Source organism: Thermodesulfovibrionales bacterium, assembly GCA_035622735.1.
Classification (GTDB): Bacteria; Nitrospirota; Thermodesulfovibrionia; order Thermodesulfovibrionales; family UBA9159; genus DASPUT01.
Genome location: DASPUT010000163.1, coordinates 1 through 11,470 on the forward strand (window position 1 = coordinate 1; position 11,470 = coordinate 11,470).

Sequence of the window (11,470 nt, forward strand, 5' to 3'; positions counted from 1 at the left end):
TGACTATCACAAAGGTGATTCCCCTATCCCTGTTCAATCGCAAGAGAAGGTTGAAGAGATCTTCTCCTGTCGCCGTGTCGAGGTTGCCTGTCGGCTCATCGGCAAGGACGACCTTCGGGTCAAGGATCAATGCCCTCGCGACGGCGACCCTCTGCTGCTCTCCTCCCGACAGTTCGCCCGGTCGGTGGTCTTTCCTTTCGAAGAGGCCGAGTTCGGAGAGTATCTTTTCGGCGCGTGATTTCAGCTCGCGGCGGTCCTGAGATGAGACGATGCCGGGCATCATCACATTCTCTATTGCAGTGAATTCAGGAAGGAGATGGTGAAACTGGAAGACAAACCCTATCGTGCTGTTTCTGAATGAGGAGAGGGAGGCGGCATCCATCGAAAAGACATCGGTGCCCCCGTAGATGACCCTTCCCGCTGTTGGACGGTCGAGCGTCCCGAGGATATGGAGAAAGGTGCTTTTGCCGACGCCCGACGCGCCGACGATCCCGACGACCTCGGCCTCCTCTAGGGAGATGTCAACGCCTCTCAGTATCTTGAGTTCTCCGGCCAGGACGTAAAAGGATTTCTCTATCCCTCTGGCCTCAACGAGGTGGTTCATTTTTCCTGCCTGTCAGGTCGTCTACCTTTTCCCTCGTCGTCTTCATTCCCTTCGTAATCTTATCGCTCTTTTCTTTAATCTTGTCGGCCGTTTCTCCGAGCCTTCTGCTCTCATGCTCGACTTCTCTCCCGAACCACCTGATCTTTTCGCCTCCGCTGTATATCGATAAGACGATGAAGGCGACCAGGACGAGAATCACAAGGAAGACCAGTCTCGATATCAGTTTAAACATACGAGTCCCTTTCCATAGATGGGGAAAGTTTAGCAGAAAGACGGCTGATTAGGAAACCCTGCGGAATTTTGACAGAACCGGCCCCAAAATGATATTTTGAAAAATCGTGCGAGTCTGCGAGATATTTGCGAGCATTCAGGGGGAGGCGAGTTATGCGGGTCTGCCCACGGTCTTCGTCAGGCTGACGGGCTGCAACCTCAGGTGCCTCTACTGCGACACAACCTATGCGTACGATGAAGGCAGGGAGATGTCCGAGGATGAGGTCTTCGACGCAGTGAGAGGGTACGGGTTGCGGCTCGTCGAGATCACCGGAGGCGAGCCTCTTCTCCAGAAAGAAGTCCTGTCCCTCATCACGAGGCTGCTCGACCATGGGTTTACGCTCCTTCTCGAAACAAACGGCAGCGTAAGCATCAGGGATGTCGATAAACGCGCCGTCGTCATCATGGATATCAAGACGCCGAAGAGCGGGATGTTCGGAAAAATGGACCTCGGTAATCTCTCCCATTTACGAGAGTGCGACGAGCTGAAGTTCGTCGTCACCGACAGGGAAGACTACGAATGGGTGAAGGATTTTCTGGAGACCAACGGGCTCTTTGACCGATGCAAGATTCTCTTGTCACCTGCCTACGGCCTCCTCTCCCCCGAGAGCCTTTCCCGGTGGATCTTGTACGATAGGCTTCCGGTGAGAATGAACCTTCAGATACACAAATACATCTACGGTCCCGAGGCCCGGGGTGTCTGATAGGAAAGATAGGTCCTGAATTCGTCTTCGAAGTTGTCGCTCAATATCTGTTTCCCCAGCATCTCCTGTACCTCTTTCAGACTCCAGAACCTTACCTCGTCAATCTCCTCCCGGTTAAAAGAGATGCGGTCCAGAGTGCCGTCATAGATACAGCGATAGGTCGAAACAAGCTCCGTCTCATAAGGATTGCTGTGCCTGTAAGAATAGAGGTAATCCAGGTCGTAACCTGCTACGCCGAGCTCCTCTTCCATTTCCCTCTTCGCGGCGACACTGAGCTCTTCCCCCGGCGAGACATGGCCGCCGACCGAGGTGTCCCATTTCCCGGGTGCGACGTCTTTCTTCTGCGACCGCTTCTGGAGGAGCAGTTCGCCCTGACCGTTGAAGAGAAGAGCGTGAACTACCCGATGCATCAGGGATGGATTCCCATGAATCTCGGACCTCGGCGCTGTGCCGATGACTTCGCCTTCGTCATTTACTATTTCGAGATATTCTTCCTGTTTCATGGCTCGCAGTTCCACGACTATTCTAAGAGGGAAAGGGGAAAAGGTAAAGATCGTCTTCTTAGTCTCTGTAAAGAAGCGGAGTGAGGGATTGTCTGCCGATGATTTTCCGCTCGTCCCGCTCATTTCTTGTAAGTTCTCCGGGAGCGCAGTAAAATAAAATTATGAAGAGCACAATAGCGATAATTATTTTTGGACTCTTGCTGAGTGGGTGCGCCTCGTCGAAGTATCTGAGGACTGAAGAGGCGAACCCGGCGGATGTCACCGGTACCTTCGACGTGATACTCTATGGGAGCAGTTATCTCTCTGACGTTGAGAACGTGGCGATTCTTGATGTTGCAGGAGATCGTTATACTTTAGAACCCTACGCTCCGGACTTCGACTTCCGTGTTGTGAAGGATGTGCCGGCCAGGGAGGCGATCGAAGGGGCCGAAAAATTTGTGAGCTGGCCTCCCACGTTCTGGCGCATCGTCTTCAGCAGGATCCTCGATCCGGAGAACAGGACGATAGGCTATGAAGTAAGGCCCTTCTACGACGCCATTGTTTATGGAACATCGGATGTCATGGATATCGACTATTGGCTGAAACCGGACGGGAAGGTAAAGGTAGTCATAAAGCTGAAGCCGCGAATACTCAGACTTCTTTTCGGGGGTGACGGAATCGGTGCCGGACAGGGCGGCAGCGGCAGATAGGAACTTTCCGGAGACGCAATTCTCCGCAACGATAAAAAGCGCATAAAGAACGAGCTACGGCTAACAGGATTAAAGAAAGAAGAAAACACAATCATTTTCCGCCTAAGGGTACCTTCATACGCTGCCCATGAGCGGCATTCAAGGCTTTTGCAAGTTGTGGATGTCGCAATTTCGTACCATTATAGGATTAGAGATGTGTGAAACAATGCTCCTGCGGAGAGAAAGGAGGAGCAAGATGAAAATCTTATCGATTATATTAATAATGCTAATGACATTTCTTCTCGCGCCGGTGTTGGTCACCGGGGAGACATACCAGGCGTCAACGGGAAATCCTCCGGTGTCGCAGCCTCTCGTGCGGGAAGGGGCCTTAGCGATGCAACTCACTGAGGTCTTACAGATCGGAAAACCGGCGAACGAGGCTGAGGCGGAGAGTGCGTTGAGCGCGGCCGGTATCGCTCCGGCTAATGGCTGGATTGCCGATTACCCCGTAACACCGGATATCGCCGTCGAGTTGCAGACTGCGGTAGGGAAAGCGGCAGACTCAGGCAAGATACCGTTAGGGAGAGATGCTGCCCTGAAAACGTTCCAGGAAGTGATAACAGGCAATAATTTGCCTGTAAGGGCCGACACGTCAGGCCAAGGTGATAGCTACGCGTCCGGACCCGCTTATGACGACCCTTCGGCAATAAACGACTATTATTACGATCAGGGGCCTCCCGCGGTTACCTATTATGCTCCTCCTCCCGATTATGCATATCTCTACTCCTGGGTTCCTTATCCGTTTTGGTGGTGGAACTTCTGGTTTCCCGGTTTCTTCGTCCTGGCAGACTTTAACATAGGCGTGCATGGGCATGGCCACTTTCACGGACATGGAGGATTTCACGGACATGGAGAATTCGTGAGCAACCACTTCCGCGATCCGGGGACCGGTAGCATGTCGAGAATTAATCCGGTGACGAGAGCGCACGGTGGGACTTTTTCGAGCGGAACCGGGACCGGATGGACGACTCCTTCAGCTCAGAGGGGCGCGCAGGCTATCTTCAATAACAGCAGAAGTACGGGGATAACGAGAGGAAGCGGCTCTGTTGTATCGGCTTCCTCGAACGGACGGGTATCGGGCTCTGTGTCAAGGGGAAGCACCCCTGTGGCGTCCTCGGTGCGACGTACTTCAGGAAACCCGGGCGGTAATGTCTACGCGGGTTCACGTTCCTCGGTTGGAAGCCCGTTCAGTCAGTCTGCGTATAGGTCAAGCAGATCCTTTGCCCCGTCCTCTTCGGGAACGAGGTCATTTACTATGGCTTCCAGCGGGTCGAGATCATTCAACGCGTCGTCCGGAGGCTTGCGGGCCTCTCATTCTGTCAGCTCTTTCAGCGGTGGCAGAAGTTCCTTCGGCCACCGCTGAGGATTTTCCTTTGGCGGAGGGATGAGGAGGTAGTCTCCTCTCTCTCCCTTTTTCTAACTTCCACGATCTCCTTTGTGATCGGCATACAAACGCGAGAGAGGCACCGCCGTAATCCCATGGAGGCAGACACTGAGCAGTACCGTGAGCACGATAACCGACAGCATCCTCTCGTACCCATCCAATCCGAGTTCGTTTACGACGATGAGCAGATAGAGCACAGATGCGATTCCACGGGGGCCGAACCATCCGATAAAGGCTACAGAGAACCGTGACAGCTTTGTCCCCCTCAGACTCAGGGCGACGGGAAGCATGCGAATGACCGTGAGACTGAGGATCGCGTATGTCCACGCTGCAAAGTCCCAAAACCCTATCGCCCGGGGTACCGCAGCCAATCCGAATAAGAGGAAGACAAACAGCGCCAGCTGTTGCCCCTCTGCCTCTCCGAACTCGTGGATTCGCTCACGCACTGCCGGCGTGTGCACGCCCAGCATCAGGCCGCCGAAGAACGCGGCTATGAAGCCATTGCCGTGAAACTTCTCCGCAAGGGCATAGGCCATGAGCGCCAGTGACCATGCAGCGAGGCGCTGGAACGTCGGGTTCATCCAACCCCTCTTCGAGGCCTTTTCCACAAGCAACCCGCCGAGCCATCCGACGAACGCACCGAGGAGCGGGCCGAAAAAGAACTGCTTCATGGTGAAGCCGATCCAGTAGTGCATGTCCGTCCTTTCAGCCGGGATGACCGAAAGGGCTCCGATGCACGCGAGTACGGGCGGTAATGCTATACCGTCGTTGAGTCCGCTTTCGACGTTGATCGCCTCTTTTATCCTTTCCGGCACAAGGGGACTCGTGATGACGGGCTGTCCGAGGGCCGCATCCGTCGGAGAAAGGATAAATGCCATGAGGGCTATCGCCCAGATGCTCATGCCGTGAAAGAGAGGCAGGGCCAGTATCACTCCGAGAACCATGGTGAGAGGGAGACCTACGAAGAGCAGCCGAAACGGCAGCCCCTTGCGCCGAATCAACGATTGGAGATCTATCGTCGAGGCATCGATAAAAAGCACGAGAATGAGAGTGACTTCCGCGATCACGCGCACCGCAGGAGCCTTCAGGCCGACCTCGACGAGATCGAGGCCGAGCGGTCCCGCTAAGATGCCGACCGATACAAAGACCATTGCCGCGGAAATAGGAGATTTTTCCGAGAGGCGCGAAAACAGACCATATACGAATATTAAGAGCGCAGCGAAGATAAAGATGGGATACTCATGCATCCTATCGCCTTTCCACCTCTCTATGGCGTGAATGAGCGCAACTGAAAAGCCTATCCGAACAGACGATCATAGTCACCTCTGCCTCCCCATTCCGTTTAGCGTTTTTGACAGTACCATACCCACTCCTAATTATCAACCGTCCACCGTTCCGCTGTGAGCGAGGGCAGCGCCGGAGTGACTTGGAGATTCAACGAAGAGTTGAATTTATCCGTATCCGCAACTAGAATAGATTCCAGACCGATGATGAAACCGAAGCTGCCATTTCTTTGCGCCGTGGAGGACAATCTCTCCACTCTCAAGGAGGCGATACGATGAATGGCGTACCAGTGCGCCCCGCAGACTCCCCACCCGGAGCGGTGGAGATAGAGAAGCTCACCGTCTCCCTGAGCGGTAAGGAGGTGCTCTCCGGCATTGATCTCACCCTTCATGAGGGCACTTTCCTCGGGATCGTCGGGCCAAACGGTAGCGGGAAGACGACGCTCCTCAGGGTCCTCCTCGGCCTCGTGAGGCCGGCATCGGGCGAGGTCAGGGTCTTCGGCAAGAGGCCGGAGGAGATCGCGAGGACGGGGATCTACGGTTATCTCCCCCAGCATCTCAGCGTCGATGCCAGCTTTCCGGCGACCGCCCTCGATGTCGTGCTCATGGGACTTCAGGGGAGACGGGGCATGTTCAGGCGTTCGTCCCGGGAAGAGAAAAAAAAGGGTGAAGAGATGCTCCTGACCCTCGGCATGGCGGGGTATGAAGGCCATCTCTTCGGCGCTCTTTCCGGCGGCCAGCAGCAGAGGGTATCGATCGCCCGGGCCCTCATCGGGGACCCCCGGATACTCATCTTAGACGAGCCGAGCACCGGGATCGATGTTGTCGGGCAGGAAGACTTTTACCACCTGTTGAAGGGGTTACAGAAGCGGAGCGGCCTGAGCATCATCATGGTCTCACACGATATCGGCGTCATAACCGCCTATGTCGATGAGATCGCCTGCCTGAACAGGACGCTCCACTATCAGGGGAACCCTCTCGGTGCCTTCAATGAGGAGGTGCTCAAGGGACTCTATGGGAAGAGCATGGGCATACTGATGCACGATCACCTCTGCGACAAATGCGAGAGGCTCCAGCCCGGGGAGAGGTAGCCGGCAGAAACCATGGGAGATATCTTATCGTATGGTTTCATGCAGCGGGCCTTCGTCGCCGGTATCGCTATGGCGGTCTTTGCGGGGGTCATATCCGTCTTCATCGTTCTCCGGCGGGTAGCCTTTCTCGGGTCGGGCATATCGCACGCCGCCTTCGGCGGGGTCGCGATCGGATTTTTCTTAGGGATAAACCCCCTCTCGACGGCCCTCGTTTACTGCGTCGCCGTCTCCTTTGCGATCGAGATCGTGAGCAGCAAGGGAAGGCTCGCCGAGGACACCGCGATAGGGATATTCTTTTCGGCCTCGATGGCTATGGGAGTCCTGCTCATCAGTCTCTCGAAGAGCTACACCGTGGACCTTTTCGGATATCTCTTCGGAAGCATCCTCGCGATAGGCAGCGGTGAGGCGTGGCTGGCTGTCTCGATGGCGGCAGCGGTCATCCTTATCTTTGCGGTCATCCTGAAGGACCTCCTCTTTATCACGTTCAATGAGGAACTCGCCGTCGTGAACGGGGTACCGGTAAGGCTCATCAAATCGATCTTCCTTATCTCCATGGCGATCGCGATCGTGATCGGGATCAAGGTGGTTGGGATAATACTTATCTCGGCGCTGCTCGTCATCCCCGGGGCGGCTGCAAAGATGCTAACTCAGCGGCTATACGGCATGCTCGCCATCTCCTGCGTAATCGCCGTTTTATCAACAATGGGAGGATTGGTCGCTTCCTATGTCTATGGCCTCGCCCCGGGAGGGACGATTGTGATGGTCCTCTCGCTCTTCTTCGCGGCTTCCTTTCTCGCGAAGATTCTGAGGTGATTCCGGTATAATACCCCATGACGGAGAAGACAAAACCATCTCTGAATTTCACCCTCATCTGCGATGACGTCCGTCAGGAGGTCGGGGGGAAGATTAGCCTCATGGGACTCTTCGAGAACATCTATGCCTCGCATTTTCCGGCTGTCCACCCGAGACTCGTCGTCCTGAACGAATGGGTCGACGGATGCGGGGACTTCGATGCGCTCCTACGGATCCTCTCGCCCGACAAGAGGATGGTCATTCGGGAAACGCAGACACGCCTGCGGCTCGCGGACGCGCGGTATAAGCAGAGAGACGTATCGGTTCATCTGAATATCGAATTCAGGGAGCCCGGGACATACTGGATCGAGAACTACATCGACGGGGTCATGGTGCATTCCACACCCCTTCCGGTGGTGCTCATGAAAGAAAAGTCATTCCATTGAGGCTGGACTGTGTCCGAGGCTTTTGATCGCGAGAAGCTGATCCGGGAAAAGATAGGAAAGACCGAAGAGCGGGCGGTCATGAGCCTTTCCCTCATCCGGGAGATCGTCCTCGAATACCTTCTTGGAGAAAAGGGGTACTCCCGGGAGGAGATAGAGACGGACCGAATCTTTGATATCACCGTGGATGGCAGGACCGAGAGGACAGCGGTTGACTATCTCATGAAGATCGGGGGGAAGAGGTTCATGGCGATAAAGTGCTCTCCCGGGGCGCTCGAATCGAGAGAGAGGCATCTCATATCCTTCGCGAGGGTTGTAGATGCGTATCAGATCCCCTATGCTTTAGTTACTGACGGGTTTCAGGCACGACTGCTCGATACCATTACGGGTAAACTCGTCTCCGAAGGTCTGGATTCGATACCCGAGGCTGCTCAGGCGAGGGATGTCGTCAAGACGGCGGAACTCATTCCCTATCCCGCGGAGAGGATGGAAAAGGAGAAGCGGATCCTCCTCGCCTTTGAATCGATCAAGTGCACTGAGGAGTCCTGCGAGTAGGTTCATCGGACACTTTTCTTTCCTTCCAGACTGTTCTCTCGGTCAGGGCCGCGACACAGTCGTCTGAAGTTACGGTCCAAAGAAAAAGCGCCTCACAACTTCGGCGCTTATTCTATCACCCCGACGGGTGTTCCAATCGGTTCTTCTTCATTCGTCAATGCATGCGTAAGCGATCGCAACCGGCTCAATGTCTATGACGTCCGCAACGAACCTGTTCGCTGCCTCGTGATATGTTACGGTAACCTTTTCTCCTACACCAATATCTCTGAAGATCATATTCTGGGTACAGCTCGTCACATTCGTCCCTTTATCCATACTGAATGTGAAGGTGTCCTTATCGAGAGACCTCAGGGTCACCGTTCCCGCATTATGGTCGACCGCTACGACCTCTCCCCTAATGTTGGCCTTGCTTTCCTCGGCGTTGACCTGAGTTGCGAGAGATACCAGGAAAAGCGCCGCAATCACCATCGCGAACACTCCTGTCAGATTCGCCGTGTTTATCTTTATTCTGCCGAACATAATTTCCACCCCCTTCATTATCGTACTCTCTGTGTAACCTATTCTTCTCCTTTCCTTATTTAAATCATATAGCTGATTGCACATATATGCAACTCAGATACTAGGCATTCTGGTCCCTTTCTGAGCGATTCCACTCTAGAAAAATCATAAAATCTCCCTCTTGCTGGGTATCACTCTCTTTTTTGATACAAGAATCTTTTTTATCCTTTCGTTATCCCCCAGACCCCTTGCTAAATTATATTTTTCTGCTACCATTGTGTTATGCACCATGAAACAGAAGGGACTGGGAAGGAAGCTGATAGGAAGGGGATAGAGGAGAATCGTAAGAATCGGATAGTCGACTGCGCATCCGCCTTTGGCGGAAGAAACACTGAACTAACCAGAGGAGGTTAGGAAGTGAAATATCATTTGGTAATTTTATTAGGCATATTGCTCTTGCTTGGCTCTGCCGAGAGCGCCTTTGCTATCCACGCCGAGATCCCTTCGGAGACACAGGCGGTCATCGCAACCGGCGGCACCCAGATCACGATCGGCGGTCAGGTGAGGGTCAGGGCCGAGGTACAACAGAACACCCGGGACTTTAACAGCAATATCCCTGATCACCAGGCATACACCGATCAGAGAGTGAGGCTCTCGGTCGAGGCCAAGATTACCCCCAACACGATAGGTATGATACAGCTCGAATCAACCAATGAGAATACGTCGAGCATCGCTCCGGACCTCAATATTTGGGGCAACTATGGCAGCAATCCCAATGTTAGTACATCGTACGCGACGGGTCTCTATGTGGCCGGCAATGCCAAACACAGTCCTCTCTCTGTTCTGCAGGCCTGGATCCAGTATTCCGGAACAGGCCTCTTCGGGGTACCTGCGGGGGTCAAGGTCGGCCACATGCCTCTCATGCTCGGTAACGGCATCTTCTTAGACCACTCTAAGTTCGGTGATGACGCCATCCTGTTCTTCATGGACCCTGTTCAGGACTTCCATGTGATCGCATGGACCGCAAAGTTCAGGGAAGGCAACACGGTCCAGAACGACGATGCCAACGCCTATGTCCTCGTCCTCAACTACGCTCCAAAAACCTGGTCTGCGGCGTTTGATGCCACCTTCATAGACGACCAGCGGTCTTTCGGTACAGCCGCGACGGTTCCCGGTGCATTTAATGCTGCCGCGCCTTCATTTCCTCCGGGGCCTTTCTATACCAACGGCCCAGGCCCGAACAGCCCGACCCACTTCTGGAACTTCGGGCTTCACCTCAACGCCAATATCGACGGCTTCGCTCTGAAGGGAGACGGAGAGCTTCAGGCAGGGAAGATTGACAATGCCAGCCCGAACGGCAAGGCTGATTTCACGGGCTGGGCGGCGATGTTGGGGGGCAGCTACAAACTCGATCCCGTCACGCTCTCTCTTGAGTGGGCATACGGAAGCGGCCCCAGCGCAACGACTCAAAATGTTCCTGCATTCATCACCTCTCTCGGCAATGACCAGCGTTTCACTTACGTCTATGAATACCGCACCGTGAACGCATGCGGCCAGCAGTCCGGCGGTATCTGCAACACCCAGTATCTGAAGCTCGGCGGGGCGGCCGAACTCGCCAAGGACCTGAACAGCTACCTGTCGTTATACTGGCTCCATGCCAACAAGGTCTCCGCGCTGATCTTTCCGACCGGCGGCCAGAGCAGCAAAGATATCGGTTGGGAAGTCGACGCAAAGCTCAACTACAAGATTGACAGGAACCTGAACTGGTGGGTAGAGGGCGGGTACCTCTTCGCGGGGAACTTCTGGGAGACGGTACAGGCGGTCCAGAAACAACCGTTGGGAAGCAGCGTCGATAACGCTTACGCGGCAAGGACAGGAATCCAGCTCGACTTCTGATCCCGGCGCAACGATCACAGCCCGAAAGGCGGGTCGTCCGACCCGCCTTTTTTGTGAGATTCCGGCGTATTTAGATTGTTCCCAATAGAGGGGGAGGTGATGATGAGCGGACTGGATTTCATCGTGGTCGGGTTAGCGGCTGTTGCGGGAGGAGCGGTGAATGCGCTCGCTGGTGGGGGGACACTCATCACCTTTCCGATGCTCACCGCGGTCGGCGTCCCGGTAGTTGCGGCCAACATAACGAATACCGTAGCCCTCTGTCCCGGGTATCTGGGTGCGACCTTCGCTCAGATGAAGGACCTGCGCGGCCAATCGCTCCGGCTTTGGATCCTGCTGCCGGTAAGCGTGGTGGGCGGCATTGGCGGCGGCTTATTACTCATACACTCGGGTGATCAGCTATTTCGCAGACTTGTTCCGTTCCTTATCCTTTTCGCGGTCGGACTGTTAGCCGCTCAGGATACGTTGCGCGCATTCGTGACACGTCGTGCAGGCCGTTCCGGCACCGTTACACTCCATGATGCCTGGGCGGTATTTCCGGTCCTTCCCGCCGCTGTTTACGGAGGCTACTTCGGTGCCGGGGTGAGCGTGATCGTGCTCGCGGTGCTCGGGCTTGTACTGGAAGACTCGCTTACGCGCCTCAATGCCCTGAAGCAGGCGATTTCATTCAGCATTAATATCGCGGCCGCGATCTTCTTCCTGTTTTCCGGGCAGGTGGTCTG

14 protein-coding genes are annotated in these 11,470 nt (G+C 54.8%); 9 read left to right on the top strand and 5 right to left on the bottom strand.

From position 1 onward, the window contains the following. Together VEI96_08710 and VEI96_08715 are read right to left on the bottom strand one after the other, a co-directional pair. On the bottom strand, nt 1–604 hold a 604-nt coding region (locus VEI96_08710; GenBank protein HXX58065.1), incomplete at its 3' end, for an ABC transporter ATP-binding protein. Next, on the bottom strand, nt 588–836 hold the full coding sequence (locus VEI96_08715) for a hypothetical protein (GenBank protein ID HXX58066.1): 249 nt from the start codon (nt 834–836) through the stop codon (nt 588–590). The genes VEI96_08710 and VEI96_08715, both read right to left, overlap by 17 nt. A 106-nt stretch (nt 837–942) precedes the next feature. On the opposite strand from VEI96_08715, the gene VEI96_08720 reads away from it, so the two are divergent. Continuing rightward, nucleotides 943–1,578, top strand: coding sequence for a radical SAM protein (locus VEI96_08720; GenBank protein HXX58067.1), 636 nt, complete (start codon nt 943–945; stop codon nt 1,576–1,578). Here the strand turns inward: VEI96_08720 and VEI96_08725 are convergent. Then, complete coding sequence (locus VEI96_08725; protein ID HXX58068.1) at nt 1,551–2,096, bottom strand: NUDIX domain-containing protein; 546 nt, start codon at nt 2,094–2,096, stop codon at nt 1,551–1,553. The genes VEI96_08720 and VEI96_08725 overlap by 28 nt on opposite strands. A 146-nt stretch (nt 2,097–2,242) precedes the next feature. On the opposite strand from VEI96_08725, the gene VEI96_08730 reads away from it, so the two are divergent. Continuing rightward, nucleotides 2,243–2,770: a hypothetical protein gene (locus VEI96_08730; GenBank protein ID HXX58069.1), complete on the top strand. Its 528-nt coding sequence runs from the start codon at nt 2,243–2,245 to the stop codon at nt 2,768–2,770. A gap of 235 nt (nt 2,771–3,005) precedes the next feature. After that, nucleotides 3,006–4,172, top strand: coding sequence for a hypothetical protein (locus VEI96_08735; GenBank protein ID HXX58070.1), 1,167 nt, complete (start codon nt 3,006–3,008; stop codon nt 4,170–4,172). Between the two features lie 53 nt (nt 4,173–4,225). Here the strand turns inward: VEI96_08735 and VEI96_08740 are convergent, their stop codons facing one another. Beyond that, entirely contained in the window at nt 4,226–5,440 is a 1,215-nt protein-coding gene (locus tag VEI96_08740) for a cation:proton antiporter (protein HXX58071.1), read from the bottom strand. 311 nt (nt 5,441–5,751) lie between these two features. On the opposite strand from VEI96_08740, the gene VEI96_08745 reads away from it, so the two are divergent. Genes VEI96_08745 through VEI96_08760 form a run of 4 tightly spaced genes read left to right on the top strand, consistent with a single transcriptional unit; the run spans nt 5,752 to nt 8,357 of the window. After that, nucleotides 5,752–6,567, top strand: a complete 816-nt coding sequence (locus VEI96_08745; protein ID HXX58072.1) for a metal ABC transporter ATP-binding protein — start codon at nt 5,752–5,754, stop codon at nt 6,565–6,567. Between the two features lie 12 nt (nt 6,568–6,579). Next, nucleotides 6,580–7,380 (top strand): metal ABC transporter permease, encoded by an 801-nt coding sequence (locus VEI96_08750; GenBank protein HXX58073.1) that lies wholly within the window; start codon nt 6,580–6,582, stop codon nt 7,378–7,380. Nucleotides 7,381–7,397: 17 nt separating this feature from the next. After that, nucleotides 7,398–7,805, top strand: coding sequence for a hypothetical protein (locus tag VEI96_08755; protein ID HXX58074.1), 408 nt, complete (start codon nt 7,398–7,400; stop codon nt 7,803–7,805). A 9-nt stretch (nt 7,806–7,814) separates the two neighbouring features. Continuing rightward, on the top strand, nt 7,815–8,357 hold the full coding sequence (locus VEI96_08760) for a type I restriction enzyme HsdR N-terminal domain-containing protein (protein HXX58075.1): 543 nt from the start codon (nt 7,815–7,817) through the stop codon (nt 8,355–8,357). A 147-nt stretch (nt 8,358–8,504) separates the two neighbouring features. Here the strand turns inward: VEI96_08760 and VEI96_08765 are convergent, their stop codons facing one another. After that, a complete protein-coding gene (locus VEI96_08765) occupies nt 8,505–8,876 on the bottom strand; it encodes a hypothetical protein (GenBank protein HXX58076.1) in 372 nt (123 codons plus the stop codon). Nucleotides 8,877–9,272: 396 nt separating this feature from the next. Here VEI96_08765 and VEI96_08770 point away from each other — a divergent pair, with 396 nt between their 5' ends. Together VEI96_08770 and VEI96_08775 are read left to right on the top strand one after the other, a co-directional pair. After that, a complete protein-coding gene (locus tag VEI96_08770; protein HXX58077.1) occupies nt 9,273–10,751 on the top strand; it encodes an alginate export family protein in 1,479 nt (492 codons plus the stop codon). A gap of 99 nt (nt 10,752–10,850) precedes the next feature. Next, nucleotides 10,851–11,470 (top strand): sulfite exporter TauE/SafE family protein (locus VEI96_08775; GenBank protein ID HXX58078.1); only part of this gene is annotated, 620 nt, incomplete at its 3' end.